Here is a 14,252-nt window from a genome sequence, read left to right as displayed (position 1 = left end):
TTATTTGAGGAGGAAGACAGATGAACGTATTTGTAATTGGAGCGAATGGACAGATTGGAAAGCAACTCGTAGAACGATTGAAGCAGGATGGTAAGCACGAAGTCACCGCGATGGTGCGGAAACAAGAGCAGCTAGACGAGTTCAAAGCGAACGGCTATCAGGCGGTTCTCGGAGACTTAGAAGGTGACGTTGAGACGTTGAAGCAAGCGATGAGCGGCATGGACGCAGTCGTGTTCGCGGCCGGTTCGGGCGGCAGCACGGGAGCCGACAAAACGTTACTCATCGACCTAGACGGTGCAGCGAAAAGTGTCGAGGCGGCCCAAGCGAACGGCAACATCAAGCACTTCGTGATGCTCAGTGCCTTGAAAGCGGAAGATCGCTCGGCATGGCCCGATTCGATGAAACCGTACTACGTGGCAAAACATCATGCGGACCGTTTGCTCGAACAGAGTGGACTCGACTATACGATCGTCCGTCCAGGCGCGCTCACAGACGATGCCGGTACAGGCAAAGTGAACGTCGACAACGTGTCGACGGGCGAGATCCCGCGGGCGGATGTCGCAGCGTTCTTGGCCCATGTCATCGGTCGACAAGAAGCGGCAAACAAAGCCATCGACTTGGTCAAAGGTGACACTGCAATCGAAGAGACGATATAAACCATGCGAGCGAGCGGATTCGAATCCGCTCGCTTTTTTTTGCGGTGATATGTCAGCCCGTTCGAAAAAGGAATTGATGCGGCCGATAGAGAAAGTAAAGACGTATCTGTTCAAGAAAGGGGTCTGTTCATGACCGCGTTATTTATTTATATGGCCGCCTATTTACTGCCGGCCTTCTTGTTGAGCCATCTCGCGCTCGACGTCTTGTTACGTAACCCGCGACAAGTCGAGCATCGTCTGCTCAGCCTGTTCGTATTCGGTTACGCAATGCTGTTTTTGGCGGAGTTCGGCCGTCACTTGTCACCGATCGAAGCGAGCCCGGCGTTCGTCACCTATTGGTTCGGCAATGCCGGTATTTTGATCTTTATCTTTTCGGTCCATTTCATCGTCAAAGTGACGGGTGTCGGTGCGAAGATGCCGAAATGGGTATACCCGTATGCAATCTACTTGCCGTTGATCCCGGTTGCTTTGACGTTCATTCGACAAGAGAACATCATCAACAGTCAACGCTTCGACCAAGTCGGGCTATGGATTTATCCTGAATTCAACGTCTCTTATTTGACGACGATGACGATCGGGAACGTCTTTCACTTTTTGATTATTTTGTTGCTGGCGTATGCGCTCAAACGAGCAGAACGGCATGAACATCAACGGGTGCTGCGTCTGCTCATCTTGACGGCGGTGCTTGTCTTGATTTGGGACATCGTGTTCGGTTACTTCCAATTTCGTGGAGTCATCCCGCCTTATGCGTATATGTACGGCGGATTGGTCTGGACGGTGGCGCTCGTTTTGGCGATGAACCGACTCGACTTTCTCGCCTCTTACGCCAAGCGCTACGGAACGTTGTACAACTTGAACCCATCGGCCATCCTGCTCGTTGACGATACCGGTCGAATCGAGAGCGCGAACCCGGCCGCACGTATGTTGTTCCATACGGTCCGTGTCGTCAATGAACGATTCGTCGACCTATTGCCGGAGAAGAAGCGTGAGGAGTGGTGCGATCACTATACACAGCACTTCATGACTCAAAAGAAATTTTTAGAGTTCGAGACGAAGATTCAGACGAAGACCGGGCAAGAACGATATGTCGTCATCGATGGCGACTTCGTCTTTATCAATCAAAAAATTCACGGCATGATTTTGATTCGCGATGTCCACACGTTCAAGGAAGCGGAGCAGTCGATTCGTTTCTTCGCCTATCATGACCCGCTCACGAAACTCGCCAATCGCCGGGCTTTTTATGAACAAGCTGATCAAGCGTTGCTTCAAGCGGACAACCTTGCCCTCGTCATCCTTGACCTTGACGGGTTTAAAGGAGTCAACGACACGTACGGCCATCAAGTCGGCGATGACTTCTTGATCCACCTCGGCGTCCTGCTCGAAGAAGCGACGCCGGACACCGGGCTCGCGTCGCGCGTCGGCGGTGACGAGTTCTACATCTATTTGACGGACGTGGAAGAAGCGGGCATCGTCACGTTCGTGGAGCGACTGCGGACGATGTTGACAGAACGGCCGTTCAAACTAGGTCACGGGGTGATCCCGATTCGAGCAAGCATCGGCGTCAGCGTCGCGCCAGACCAAGGCATGGATTTGGACACGTTGATTCATAAGGCGGACCAAGCGATGTATCAAATCAAGCAGCAAGGCAAGAATGACTATGCGATTTACGACGACGCGTTACACGGTCCGACATAACGGGAACTGTAGTAGAGATGTGATTTCAAAAGGAGGAGATGGGATGTCAGAAAAACCATTAGTGACGATGCGGGCCGAGGGCGAAGCGACGAGTGTGAAGACGACGGTGCACGTGCGCGACCTAGAGCCGTTTATCGTCGATGAGCCGGAACGTCTCGGTGGGACCGATGCCGGACCGAATCCGCTCGAATACTTACTCGGGGCGCTATCATCGTGTACGACGATCATGATCGCCTATGTCGCGCAAGACCAGGACTTCAACTATGACGGTGTGACGTTCGCGACGGAAGGGACGCTCGACCCGCGCGGCTTCCAAGGCGTCGAAGGGGTCCGGACTTATTTCGAGAACGTGCACGTCAACATCGTGCTCGACACGACCGAGTCGGATGAACGGATCGAGGCGCTACAAAAAGGCGTCGAGGCCCGGTGCCCGATCCATAACTTGATGCATGCGGCCGACGTCGACATCACGGCGACATGGACACGAAAATAATGAGAGGATGGGGCAACCCATCCTTTTTCTTTGGTCAGAGACAGGGAAACACCAACTGTGGCACGAACAAGAACAGATGCGAGAAAGGGGGGAGGTTATGCACATTCGACCGATGACACGAGAAAACGCCCGCGCAATCCAAGCGTGGACGTATGAAGCACCCTATGATTTTTATAATCAGGACCCTTCGGCTGAAGGGTTAGACGAGTTAATGACTTATCATGCGATTCACGACGATGAAGGGTTGTTCGGTTTTTATTGCCTCGGACCGTACGCGCAAGTTCCGAACCCGACATACGCGTACGATGCCATCCATCTCGATATCGGATTGGGCATGCGCCCGGACCGCACCGGTAAAGGACAAGGTCGTTCGTTCGTCGAGACGGTGCTTGGCGCAGCAGAGCGCGAGGAGAAACCGCTGCGCTTGACCGTGGCCGCATTCAACGAGCGGGCCATCCATTTGTATGAACAGGTCGGGTTCCGTCAAGTCGCCGCGTTCGTCAAAGGGCAGACGAACTTCATCGTCATGGTCCGTTGATTAGCCAAATTGTTTTTGATGGGCTTTCTTTCGCTTCAAATAATCCTTGTCCGCTCGGATCTGGTCCCAGCGCTCTTTGAAGATGCGGGCCGACTCGGCTTTCTCTTCATCGATTTGGCGGTCATGGATGTCCCCGTCGTCTTTATACTTGCGGCCACCTTTATAGTTGGCGTAACGACGGGCCCGGGTATGACCCATCTGGATGAACTTCCGCGCCATGTCCATGCCGACGAAATCGTCGTTTGCCCGATACGCTTCAAACAGCTCCATGATCTCATCGGCGGACTGTTTGGCGATGGCAGGTGTCTTAAAGCGCCAGTGCGGTAAAATCTCACTCTTATACGGTTCGACGAGCAGGACGCCTTGTTCACCTCGTCCGACGCGATACAGCTCGGGCTGCTCGCGAAAATCAATCGTTTCAAAATCTAAGTCGTAATCAAACGGCATCGTCATCCCTCCTCTGTTCCGTTGTTCCCGGAACGGAGGCGAGGGAAACGAGCGAAGGAGCAGCTGACATGATTCAATTAGACACAGAACGGCTACGGCTCAGAGCGTTTCAGCTCGATGACGCCGAAGCGATGCATCGCTATGCGAAGAATAAGCGGGTCGGACCGATGGCGGGCTGGGCCCCGCACGAGTCCGTCGACGAGACGCGGGACGTCATCCGTATGTTCCAGCAAGATCAAGACGTCTGGGCGATCACGTTGAAAGCGACCGGCGAACTGATCGGCAGCATCGGTTTGCACGACCGGCGACCAGACCCGGATATCCAACACGACAACCAGCGCGAAATCGGCTACGTGCTCAGTCCGGATCATTGGGGGAGAGGCTACGTCCCGGAAGCGGTGCGTGAGCTGCTTCGTCACGGATTTGTCGACCTAGGCCTCGAACGAATTTGGTGCGGTTATTTCGATTTCAATGACCGGTCGCGTCGTGTCGTCGAGAAGTGCGGTTTCACGTATGCGTTCACGACGACGCAAGAGCTGACCCGGTTGGACGGGCGGACCGTTCGAAGTTTGGTCTATGTCATCACGCGTGATGATTATGACAACCGTTCATCTCTTAATGGAGGAATCTGAAAAACGTAAAATGACCAGGAGAACAGGAGCGTCTTCCTTGATGGGAGGGCGCTCCTGTTCTCATAATTCTTAGCTGATACAGATTAATTTTAAAAAATAGTTGATATGTAACCGGTTACACATTATGCTTGTTTTGTAAGCGTTACCAAAAAGGAGGTTCGAGATGGCGACAATCAAACAAGTGGCCAAACGAGCGAACGTTTCTGTCGCGACCGTGTCCCGTGTCATGAACAATAACGGATACGTAAGTGCAGAAGCGCGGGAAGCCGTCGAGCGGGCCATCGCCGAACTTGACTATGCCCCGAACCGAGTCGCGCGTTCATTATTTAAAAAGACATCGGGCTTGATCGGCTTGATTATGCCGGATATTACAAATCCGTTCTTTCCACAATTAGCCCGAGCGATTGAAGACGTGGCCAACCAGCACGGCTATCAGGTCGTACTTTGCAACACGGATGAGCAACTTTCAAAAGAGCAGACGTATTTGGTCGCTCTTCAGACGATGCATGTCGATGGACTGATTATTACGACGAACCATTCGGATAACCCGAACTATGAAAAGTTAGAACTACCGATGGTGGCGTTAGATCGTATCGTCAAGCCGGGGATTGATGCCGTCATCTCGAACGGGTATGAAGGTGGACGCCTCGCAGCGGAGACGCTGTTGAGCTGTGGGGCAACAAAGCTTGCTCACATCGCTGGGCCTAAGCACCTCCTAACGGTGAGACGACGGACAGATGGTTTTCTCGACGTGGCGGGTGACCGGCTCGTCGGGATGACACATTCTAGTTTTGCATTCAAAGAGGCGCTCACGGCGGCACAAACATTATTTGACGAGTATTGGCCGTTCGATGGTGTGTTTGCCGCCAATGACGTCATCGCCGCCGCAGTATTGCAGGAAGCGGTGCGTCGCAACGTCCGGGTGCCTGAAGACTTACAAGTCATCGGGTATGATGGCATCGAGTTAGGTGAGATGACGTCTCCGCCACTCACGACGATTGCTCAACCGATCTATGAGATGGGGCGACTAGCGACCGAGCGGCTTCTTGATTTGATTGAAAAGAAAGAGACCGCTGCAAAAGAAATTTTATTGCCTGTCACACTGACAGAGCGACAGACGACGAAACGAAAGGGGCATGACGCATGAACCGAATTGTTGTCATCGGGAGTGTATCTATGGATTTGGTTGTCACGACAAATAAACGTCCGCAGGCTGGAGAGACGGTCATCGGGAATACATTTCAGACGGTACCCGGGGGAAAAGGCGCCAACCAAGCAGTGGCTGCCGCTCGACTAGGTGGTCAGGTCGAGATGGTCGGTTGCGTCGGATCCGATGAATTTGGGAATATAATCCGTCAAAATTTTAAACAGAACCAGGTCGGGACGCGTCATCTGCGAACGATTGGCGAAGAAGTGACAGGGACGGCGCATATCGTATTAGCAGACGGCGATAACTCAATCGTCGTCGTTCAATCCGCGAACAAGCATGTACGCTTCACCGACGTGGAGTTGGAGCAACTGCTTGATGACCAGACGCTCGTCTTGTTGCAACTAGAAATTCCGATTGAAACCGTCGAACAAGTGAGTACGTACTGTCATCAGCGAAACATTCCAGTCCTGTTAAATCCGGCGCCGTCTCAAGCGCTCACGAGTGAGTTACTTGAAAAGGTGACCTACGTGACGCCGAACGAGCACGAATGCCGCGATCTATTCGGCGACTTGCCGATTGAAGACGTATTGCGCCGTTACCCAAACAAATTGATTGTGACAGAAGGAGTAAGAGGTGTTCGTTTCTTCGACGGGAAGACGATTCAACATATCCCAGCCATCCTGGCGAATGTCGTCGATACGACCGGGGCGGGAGATACATTCAATGGCGCTCTCGCCGTTTCCCTCGTGGAAGGAAACAATTTAGAAGAAGCCGCGCGTTTTGCCGTCGTAGCTTCGGGCATGAGCGTGGAAGGATTCGGGGCTCAAGGCGGGATGCCGAACCGAGCCGACGTGATGAGACGATTGGAGCGAGTGTGATGAAAAAACATGGGATTCTCAATAGTCATTTGGCAAAAGTCTTTGCTGACCTGGGACATACGGATACAGTCGTCATCGCCGATTGCGGACTGCCGATCCCTAAAGGAGTAAAGCGAGTCGATTTAGCACTACGTCTAGGCGAACCGTCATTTCTTGATGTGTTGAATGCGGTTGAGGCTGACATGGTCATCGAACAGATTACGGTGGCGGACGAAGTGTTCACCGAGAACGAGCCGATTGCCAAAGCGTTGACCGAACGATTCGAAACGGTCAAGACATGCTCGCATGAAGCGTTCAAGCGTGAAGTCGAGCAGGCGAAAGTCGTCATTCGTACAGGTGAAGCGACACCGTATGCGAACGTCATTTTACACGCCGGCGTTTTATTTTAAGGAGGGGTTCGATGCACATCCAGTTGAAACGCATCCATAAGTCTTTCGGTCCGGTGAGTGTATTGAGAGGTGTGGACTTTGAATTGTTGCCTGGTGAAATTCACGCGTTGATGGGTGAGAACGGGGCCGGCAAATCAACGCTTATGAAAGTGATGACCGGACTTCACGCGCAAGACGAAGGGGAGGTCCAAATCGATGGTGCCGTGCGGCAGTTCAAACATCCGAAAGAAGCCGAACGAGCCGGCATCGCCTTCATCCATCAAGAGTTGAATATTTTGCCAGAATTGACGGTGATGGAAAACTTGTTCCTCGGTCGGGAGTTGACCGGTCCGTTCGGTGTCATCAAGCAACAAGAGATGAAGCGTCGCGCCCGAGAATATTTGGCCGAGCTGAACGTATTCATGGAAGTCGATGAGCTTGCTAAAAACTTGTCCGTCGGTCAACAACAGATGATTGAGATCGCGAAAGCGCTCATGACAGACGCGAAAGTCATCGTCATGGACGAACCGACGGCCGCCTTGACCGACCGTGAGATTCGGGCGTTGTTCTCGGTATCGCGTGCATTACGTGACCAAGGCGTGTCCATCATTTATATCTCCCATCGGATGGAAGAAATTTTTGAACTGTGTGACCGCATCACCGTTCTCCGTGATGGGGTGTCGATCGGGACGCATCCTATCGCCGAGACGTCATTTGAAGAAATCGTCAAAGAGATGGTCGGACGCGAGATCGGGGAACGTTACCCGGACCGGACCGCCACGATTGGCGACGTCGTCCTCGAAGTTGATAGTTTGATAGGTAACCGGTTCCACAACGTCTCGTTCGATGTACGGGCGGGTGAAATCGTCGGTTTCTCAGGATTGATGGGAGCCGGTCGGACCGAGGTGATGCGCGCCTTGTTCGGCGCCGACCGCACAAGAGGCGGTGTCGTCAAACTGAATGGAAAAGAAATAAAGATCAGACGGCCGGCTGATGCGATTCGTCACGGTATCGCGTTTTTGACAGAAGACCGAAAAGGCGAAGGGTTGCTCCTCGACTTCTCGTTACGAGAAAACTTGTCGCTACCAACGCTCGATAAACGGGCGAAGGGAACAATCATCTCGAGACAAGACGAGGAGCGCTTCGCGGACGGATATTTGAAGAAGCTCCGTGTCAAACATCATTCGATGGAACAAAAAGTGAAGTCGCTTTCTGGCGGGAACCAACAAAAAGTCGTTCTAGGAAAGTGGCTTGGCGTCGAACCAGATGTGCTCATCCTCGACGAACCGACACGAGGAGTCGATGTCGGGGCGAAAAAAGAAATTTACACGATTATGAGTGAGTTGGCAGAGGCAGGTGTCGCAATCATCATGGTATCTTCGGATTTACCCGAGGTGCTCGGGATGAGTGATCGAATCGTCGTCATGCGAGAAGGCGTCGTCACAGGGACGTTAGCAAAAGACGAGGCGACGCAAGAAAAAGTCATGACATATGCGACAGGAGGACAATGATATGGAATTGAAAGCAACGGCTGCGCTAGGGCGACCGCAAAAGCTCGGATGGGGGCAAAAACTCGGTCCACTGTTCGGATTACTTGCTATCATCGTTGTGGTGACGGCTCTCGAACCAGGATTTCTCTCGTTGAACAACATCTTTAACGTCTTGCGGCAAGTTTCCATCAACGCCTTGATTGCGTTCGGGATGACGTTCGTCATTTTGACAGGCGGAATTGATTTATCAGTCGGGTCGATTCTCGCGCTCTCTTCGGCATTCGTCGCCGGGATGATGGTCGATGGTCAACACGCTGTCATGGCGATCGCGCTCGGATTGATTGCAGGTGCCGTGCTCGGTGCGTTTAACGGAGCCGTCATCACATACGGAAAAGTCGCGCCGTTCATTGCGACGCTGGCGACAATGACCATCTACCGAGGGCTGACGCTCGTATACACGGATGGCCGGCCGATCACCGGTTTAGGGGACTCAACTTGGTTTGAAATGTTAGGGCGTGGCTACTTATGGATTATTCCGGTGCCGGCGGTCACGATGTTGATTGCGTTCGGCATACTCTACTTCATCTTGAAAAAAACGACGTTCGGACGCCATACGTATGCGATTGGCGGTAATGAGGAAGCCTCTAAACTGATGGGGATTGGCGTTAATAAAGTCAAAGTGATGATTTACTCGTTGTCAGGCATGTTGGCAGCGTTAGCAGGAATCATTTTAACGTCACGTCTCAATTCGGCTCAGCCGACGGCAGGTACTTCATACGAGCTTGATGCGATTGCGGCTGTTGTTCTCGGGGGAACAAGTTTAGCCGGGGGACGTGGTTGGATTGTCGGAACATTGATTGGCGCTCTAATTATCGGCACGTTGAATAACGGCTTGAATCTTCTCGGCGTCTCGTCGTTCTTCCAACTCGTCGTCAAAGGGGCCGTCATCTTATTCGCGGTGCTACTTGATCGCAAACAAAACGCGTAATCATCGAAAGGGGAAACAGAAGATGAAAAAATGGACAGCTTGGCTACTCGTACTGACAATGGTCATGATGGCGGCTTGTTCGACGGAACAACCGGGAACAAGTTCGGAACAAGAACCAAAAGATGGGGACTTTAAGATCGGACTCTCCATCTCTACATTGAACAACCCGTTCTTCGTTGCTTTGAAAGATGGAGCTGAAGAAGAGGCGAAGCAACTCGATGCGACACTCACTGTGGCTGACGCACAAAACGATGCGGCGAAACAAGTGAGCGACGTCGAAGATATGATTCAAAAAGGCATGGATTTGATTTTGATTAACCCGACGGATTCCGAAGCGGTCGGAGCCGCTGTTCAAAGCGCGAACGATGCTGGTATCCCTGTCATCACGGTCGACCGGAACGCAGAATCGGGAGAAGTCGTCGCCCACGTCGCGTCAGACAACGCAGCTGGCGGGAAGCTCGCTGGTGAGTACATGGTTGAACTCGTCGGGGAAGGCGGGAAAGTCGTTGAATTAGAAGGTATTCCAGGAGCATCGGCCACACGCGATCGCGGTCAAGGCTTCAACGAGGCAATCGATGGAAAACTCGACGTCGTGGCCAAACAATCGGCAAACTTTGACCGGGCCCAAGGCTTAACGGTCATGGAAAACATTCTCCAAGACAATAAAGATATCGTCGCGGTGTTCGCGCACAATGACGAAATGGCACTCGGTGCGGTCCAAGCGTTGAGCAGTGCCGGATTGAGCGATGTCAAAGTCATCGGTTTCGATGCGACGGATGACGCGGTCAAGGCTGTTGAAGACGGAACGATGGCCGCAACGGTGGCGCAAAAACCGACAGAGATCGGAAAACTCGGTGTCGAAGCAGCCGTCAACTACTTGAAAGGTGAGACCGTGGAAGAAAACATTCCGGTCGACCTCGAGTTGGTTAAATGAAAAAGAGTCAGCGTGTTGATCGAAAAACACGCTGACTCTTTTTCAATGTTTATTGTTAAGATGCTATTCGCATTTGTATGCGTCGAGCTAATACAAGGTAAAATCCGAATAAGATAACTCCGAAGAGTGTAAGCCCGGTCGTGAGTGTGAAGAACGGCGGACGATACGTCAACGCGACCTCGTTGCGACCTTCGTCGAGTGAAACGGCGCTCCAAGCATAGTTTGCTTGCAAGACGTCGCGTCGCTCTCCGTTCACAGTCGCCTTCCACCCTCGTTCATACGGAACAGGGAGGACGGCATATGTCCCTTCGATTGCGTCTTCAACCGTGAAGTCGATGTCAGGTCCGTCCCAAACGACCGGAATATCCGGGATAGAAGCCGATTCTTCAAGGGCGTCTTCGAGTGTCGCATAATCTTCCCACTCGATCGTCACGTCTTCAAGTACATACGTTCCTTCCGGTAGACGGAGCGGTACGTTTTTCTTGAGAGGTGTCCGGAGCGTCATCGAAGTGAGATTGGTCCGATAAATCGACGCTTCTGGTTTTCGAGTCGTCCGGTAATTCCCAAGCCGGATGAAGAAACCGTCACCTTCAAGCTTGCGAATCTTGAACGAGACGTACAAATCACCCGTCGCCGAGTCTGGGACGTCCGGAATAAAGTCGACTCCTCCTTCTTCAGCGGTGACTTGGAGTGTCTCATCTTCCCATACCGCATTGACAGACGCACTCACAAACGTAATCGTTTGCGCTGGGGACGGTGCTGCGGTTCCCTGTTCTAAGATGACACCGGACAGCATCGCTTGCTCACGCGTCAATATTGAGACATCTTTAAGCGCTTCACGACTGTACGTGTTTGATGTCGTCCGGACGAACGGCAAGCGGGTCTCGCTTTCATAAACGGCGTAACGTTCTGTTTCGGCAAGCAGTTGGAAGCCGTACGGCGCTTCGCTCGCGATTGTTTTATCACGCATCCAATAAGGAGTCGACAGCACATGATGTAAGTTCGAACGGTTGCCGAGTGTCCCGTAACGGCTGACACTTTCCCGTCTCATATCAATTTCAAGGTCGCTCCAATAGAATGTGAGCAAGTGTCCGTTCAAAATACTCGAGTATAGACTCGTCCCAAGGAATGACTGGACGATTGGTGTGTTGTTGCGAAGTGGCACCATCCAATCCATACGCTCGAGTGGACCGGCCTCTTCACGGACGACATCGATGAGTTCCCGTTGTTCAGCGCTGTTGTACTGCTCGCTCGTAACGAACGTCGCGTTCGTGTTGACGATCGCCATATCGTGAAGCACCAACTTCGTGTAACCGTTGAACACGATGAGACAAGACGCGATGATGAGGTACGGAGCCAACAATGGTTTAAGCCAAAACGATAAGACGGTTAAAATCATGAGGGCAAACATACCGAACACGATTGGCCATGGCGCGTTACCGAATAGCCCAAAACCGAGATAAGCCAAAACGGTTACGACGGCTGCCTTGAAAAATGATGTTTTTTCGAAGCGCCAATGCGTCAAGCCGACAGCAACCATGCCGCCGATCGTGAAGCTCGCCAAATACTCCCAGCGATATTGCGGTGCCGAGAAGCCGTTGAAGAAGCTACCGACATGCGGACTGAAATGGAGTAGGGTCAACAGTAGACTCATGCTCACAAATAATCGGAACGTGACGTGACGGTAGAGCGGACGATAAAGAGCGAACAGTAGGAAGACGGCCGGTAGGATCAGCAGACTGCTATCGTATAACAAATTGTCGAGCTGAATCCAACGAATCTCATGCTCAAGCGATGGTCGCTCATTTTGCAAAAAGCCATAAGTCGCCGGAATGAACGCAAACGAACTCAGAAGTAGGGCAATGACGCCAGATCCGCTATAGAGCAACCATTGCTGTTTACGACTGACCTGATCTTCGGGTAGGTGAATGAATTGTCGGAACAAGACATAGACGAGAACGAAGACTAAATTGATGTAGGCAAAGTAAAAGTTATTGATCAGCATGATGGCACTAACGATGATAAAGAAGTCGGCGCGACCGTTTCGGATGATGCGTTCGAGACCGATGACAAGGAGCGGGACCCACAAAAAGCCGTCCGCAAAAAACTCCCAAAACGTCACGTGACGGATGTACATGACCGACACACCATAAATGACGGCACCGACGAAAGCGTGGAGTGTGCGGACGTTAAACAACTGATACGCATACGTCGCGAACACGATGACGACAGCGAGCCGGATGACGCTCACAATCAAGGCGAGACGCAACCACATGTCCAAGTCAGGTGTGACGAGTCCGAGCACATCAAATAAGGAAACGACGGCGACCGAGAGCCAAAATACGACTGACGTTGAAAAGTAGTAAGCGAGTTGTGTGAGGATACCGCCGCCGAAGCCGAAGTCCTCGGCATAGACGAGATTCCCTTTATGGAACGTTTCGTAAAGGAAATGCTTGAACGGGACCATTTGCGATAAGCCGTCATTCGGTCCGGCGATGAAGCCACCCTGTGATTGATAGTAGATGAAAAAAGCGTGGGCGATGGTCGACACGAGCAACGCAACACTGATGAGTTTGAACTGTCTCATATTGTCGATTGCTCACGTTTCAAAATTTTACTCGTGACGATGAACGTCGCCGGCACAGCGATAAAGATGGCGAACAACGGGGCCAACGTCGTCGAGACGTTCAGTTGTTCGACGAGCAAATAAATACACACCGTCGTGACTGTGAAGTTGACGACTTGCGTCAACGGAAACTGCAAAAATTTCCGTAGCGTCGGTTTGACTTTGAACGTGAAATAACTGTTCAAAAAGAAAGAGGCGATCATGCTGAGCGTGAATGCCACCACATGAGAGACCCCATAGCCGGTGTTCCATAGATGATGAAACAACATATAAATCAAATAGTAGTTAAGAGTATTAATTCCCCCAATGGCGACGAATCTTATAAACTCGGCCTTTCTCTTGTTCATTCGCACTCTTCCTTTGTATGTTAGTTTCTTGAATCAAGTAGGCCGGACGGCGTTTCGTCTCAAAATAGATGCGACCGACGTACTCACCGATGATCCCGAGGCTGACGAGCTGGATTCCACCAAGTAACAGGATGGCTGAGATGAGCGTGAAATAGCCTGGTGTGTCGATACCGTCTTGAATGATGTCAAACAGTGTCAACAGAATATAGAGCATCGACAGTAGTAAAATCAATACGCCTGAGTAAAAGCAAAAGCGCAGCGGTTTCGAATTGAAAGAGATCAACCCATCGACACCGTAATTGAATAGTTGGCTAAACGACCATTTTGTCTCGCCGTTTTGACGGAGTACATTTTGATAAGTAATCGTCTTTTGTTCCATGCCAATCCACGAGAATAAGCCTTTTGAGAACCGTTGATGCTCGTTCATTCGTAAGAGAGCGTCGACAGCCTCGCGGCTTAGCAGACGGAAGTCACCGACACCGTCCTCGAGTTCGACGTCGACGATTTTGTTGATAAGCTTGTAATACGTCCGAGAGGCCAGTTTTCGAGTCCTGCTTTCGCCGGCTCGGTCGCGCTTGGCGATGACTTGATCAAATCCTTGCTCGAAACCGGCAACCATGTCCGGAATCAGGGACGGCGGATGCTGTAAATCGGTATCCATCAAGATTGTCGCATCCCCCGTCGCGTGTTGTAACCCGGCCAGGATGGCTGCTTCCTTCCCGAAATTTCGCGAGAATGAGATGTAACGCACTTCAGGATGACGCTTAGCCAAATATTTAATTACATCAAGTGTACGATCCGAACTTGCATCATTCACGAATAAGATTTCATAAGAATAAGGAGTGCCGTCAAACTGTTCATGGATGGCGTCGAAGATGAGAGGAATGTTTTTTTCTTCGTTATAGGCAGGTAATACCATAGAAATCGTCTTCATAAAAAACACTCCTTTCTACACACTTCCGATGATTATCCATTCCCGAACAGTTGCAAACTCAAGCGTCAATGGTTCC

15 protein-coding genes are annotated in these 14,252 nt (G+C 51.6%); 11 read left to right on the top strand and 4 right to left on the bottom strand.

Features of this window, described 5'->3' with window-relative positions:
• Positions 1 to 20 precede the first annotated feature (20 nt).
• The 4 genes from EVJ21_RS08195 to EVJ21_RS08180 all read left to right on the top strand — a co-directional run bounded on the left by EVJ21_RS08195 (position 21) and on the right by EVJ21_RS08180 (position 3,382).
• The gene (locus EVJ21_RS08195; protein ID WP_070329462.1) at positions 21 to 656 is read left to right on the top strand and encodes an SDR family oxidoreductase; all 636 of its coding nucleotides are present in this window, start codon (positions 21 to 23) and stop codon (positions 654 to 656) included.
• 129 nt (positions 657 to 785) lie between these two features.
• Positions 786 to 2,351 carry a GGDEF domain-containing protein gene (locus tag EVJ21_RS08190; RefSeq protein ID WP_131490304.1) on the top strand — a complete coding sequence of 522 codons (1,566 nt, stop codon included), beginning with the start codon at positions 786 to 788 and terminating at the stop codon, positions 2,349 to 2,351.
• A gap of 43 nt (positions 2,352 to 2,394) precedes the next feature.
• Positions 2,395 to 2,844, top strand: a complete 450-nt coding sequence (locus EVJ21_RS08185; RefSeq protein ID WP_016509231.1) for an OsmC family protein — start codon at positions 2,395 to 2,397, stop codon at positions 2,842 to 2,844.
• 97 nt (positions 2,845 to 2,941) lie between these two features.
• Positions 2,942 to 3,382, top strand: a complete 441-nt coding sequence (locus EVJ21_RS08180; protein WP_236633485.1) for a GNAT family N-acetyltransferase — start codon at positions 2,942 to 2,944, stop codon at positions 3,380 to 3,382.
• On the opposite strand, the gene EVJ21_RS08175 is transcribed toward EVJ21_RS08180, so the two are convergent.
• On the bottom strand, positions 3,383 to 3,829 hold the full coding sequence (locus EVJ21_RS08175) for a DUF4385 domain-containing protein (protein WP_131464793.1): 447 nt from the start codon (positions 3,827 to 3,829) through the stop codon (positions 3,383 to 3,385).
• Between the two features lie 68 nt (positions 3,830 to 3,897).
• On the opposite strand from EVJ21_RS08175, the gene EVJ21_RS08170 reads away from it, so the two are divergent.
• The 7 genes from EVJ21_RS08170 (at position 3,898) to rbsB (ending at position 10,269) form a co-directional block, all read left to right on the top strand.
• Positions 3,898 to 4,461, top strand: coding sequence for a GNAT family N-acetyltransferase (locus tag EVJ21_RS08170; protein WP_131464791.1), 564 nt, complete (start codon positions 3,898 to 3,900; stop codon positions 4,459 to 4,461).
• A gap of 163 nt (positions 4,462 to 4,624) precedes the next feature.
• On the top strand, positions 4,625 to 5,608 hold the full coding sequence (locus EVJ21_RS08165) for a LacI family DNA-binding transcriptional regulator (protein ID WP_131464789.1): 984 nt from the start codon (positions 4,625 to 4,627) through the stop codon (positions 5,606 to 5,608).
• The gene (gene rbsK / locus EVJ21_RS08160) at positions 5,605 to 6,489 is read left to right on the top strand and encodes a ribokinase (RefSeq protein ID WP_070329457.1); all 885 of its coding nucleotides are present in this window, start codon (positions 5,605 to 5,607) and stop codon (positions 6,487 to 6,489) included. The genes EVJ21_RS08165 and rbsK overlap by 4 nt, the downstream gene beginning before the upstream one ends.
• Positions 6,489 to 6,878, top strand: a complete 390-nt coding sequence (rbsD, locus tag EVJ21_RS08155) for a D-ribose pyranase (protein ID WP_070329456.1) — start codon at positions 6,489 to 6,491, stop codon at positions 6,876 to 6,878. Before rbsK ends, rbsD begins: the two co-directional genes overlap by 1 nt.
• An 11-nt stretch (positions 6,879 to 6,889) precedes the next feature.
• Complete coding sequence (locus EVJ21_RS08150; protein ID WP_070329455.1) at positions 6,890 to 8,368, top strand: sugar ABC transporter ATP-binding protein; 1,479 nt, start codon at positions 6,890 to 6,892, stop codon at positions 8,366 to 8,368.
• A 1-nt stretch (position 8,369) separates the two neighbouring features.
• A complete protein-coding gene (locus EVJ21_RS08145; RefSeq protein ID WP_070329454.1) occupies positions 8,370 to 9,335 on the top strand; it encodes an ABC transporter permease subunit in 966 nt (321 codons plus the stop codon).
• 22 nt (positions 9,336 to 9,357) lie between these two features.
• Positions 9,358 to 10,269: a ribose ABC transporter substrate-binding protein RbsB gene (gene rbsB, locus EVJ21_RS08140; RefSeq protein WP_131490303.1), complete on the top strand. Its 912-nt coding sequence runs from the start codon at positions 9,358 to 9,360 to the stop codon at positions 10,267 to 10,269.
• Between the two features lie 55 nt (positions 10,270 to 10,324).
• Here rbsB and EVJ21_RS08135 read toward each other — a convergent pair whose 3' ends face one another.
• The 3 genes from EVJ21_RS08135 to EVJ21_RS08125 are packed head-to-tail and all read right to left on the bottom strand — an operon-like array spanning position 10,325 to position 14,176.
• Positions 10,325 to 12,856, bottom strand: coding sequence for a YfhO family protein (locus EVJ21_RS08135; RefSeq protein WP_131490302.1), 2,532 nt, complete (start codon positions 12,854 to 12,856; stop codon positions 10,325 to 10,327).
• Positions 12,853 to 13,164 carry a GtrA family protein gene (locus tag EVJ21_RS08130; RefSeq protein ID WP_330857366.1) on the bottom strand — a complete coding sequence of 104 codons (312 nt, stop codon included), beginning with the start codon at positions 13,162 to 13,164 and terminating at the stop codon, positions 12,853 to 12,855. Before EVJ21_RS08130 ends, EVJ21_RS08135 begins: the two co-directional genes overlap by 4 nt.
• Positions 13,165 to 13,189: 25 nt before the next feature.
• Positions 13,190 to 14,176: a glycosyltransferase family 2 protein gene (locus tag EVJ21_RS08125; RefSeq protein ID WP_131439439.1), complete on the bottom strand. Its 987-nt coding sequence runs from the start codon at positions 14,174 to 14,176 to the stop codon at positions 13,190 to 13,192.
• Positions 14,177 to 14,252: the final 76 nt, after the last annotated feature.

The sequence above is a fragment of the Exiguobacterium sp. SH0S2 genome (genome assembly GCF_004337185.1).
GTDB classification, from domain to species: Bacteria; Bacillota; Bacilli; order Exiguobacteriales; family Exiguobacteriaceae; genus Exiguobacterium; species Exiguobacterium aurantiacum_A.
The sequence above is the reverse complement of the archived record's forward strand: the minus strand, read 5'-3'. Positions and strand labels throughout refer to the sequence as shown.